We start from the raw sequence: 389 nt of genomic DNA, 5'->3' as shown, positions 1-389 counted from the left end.
GAGTCTCGTGGGCTCGGAGATGTGTATAAGAGACAGACCCCGTCCGTCTGTATATGCGCGAAATGGGAAACGTCGCCCTGCTGCCCCGCGACGACCACATAATCATCCCCAAAAAAATCGAAAACGCCATGAAGCACAAGTTGGACCCGCGAAGCCTCCAATCAGGAAAATGGTAATCGGGCAAAGTTTGACGTGAATTTCAAAGACAAAAAAATTACCGGCACGTTAACCGCTGCAAACAGGCAGGAGGCAACCTTTACCATTGATGCCATGATTGAGGACCGAATCAGACATCCAAGCCGACCTCGACCGGCGCCAACCCGGCACCAGCCGCCACGTTACCCACCGCCGCGAAGCCGACCAAGTCGAAATCCTCTCCGGCGTCTTCG

The 389-nt window shown here is 54.5% G+C and carries 3 pseudogenes; all 3 read left to right on the top strand.

The annotated features are described in order from the left end of the window. Window positions 1-32 precede the first annotated feature (32 nt). Window positions 33-167: pseudogene (locus tag ACRPFF_RS11520) on the top strand (sigma-70 factor domain-containing protein); the annotation flags it as partial. Further along, a pseudogene (locus ACRPFF_RS11515) lies at window positions 136-282 on the top strand (transferrin-binding protein-like solute binding protein); the annotation flags it as partial. The pseudogenes ACRPFF_RS11520 and ACRPFF_RS11515, both read left to right, overlap by 32 nt. Continuing rightward, window positions 281-389 (top strand): annotated as a pseudogene (locus ACRPFF_RS11510) (chorismate synthase); the annotation flags it as partial. The pseudogenes ACRPFF_RS11515 and ACRPFF_RS11510, both read left to right, overlap by 2 nt.

Origin of the sequence: Neisseria sp. SLRRB23, assembly GCF_050896295.1 — a bacterium.
Lineage (GTDB): Bacteria > Pseudomonadota > Gammaproteobacteria > Burkholderiales > Neisseriaceae > Neisseria.
The sequence above is the reverse complement of the archived record's forward strand: the minus strand, read 5'-3'. Positions and strand labels throughout refer to the sequence as shown.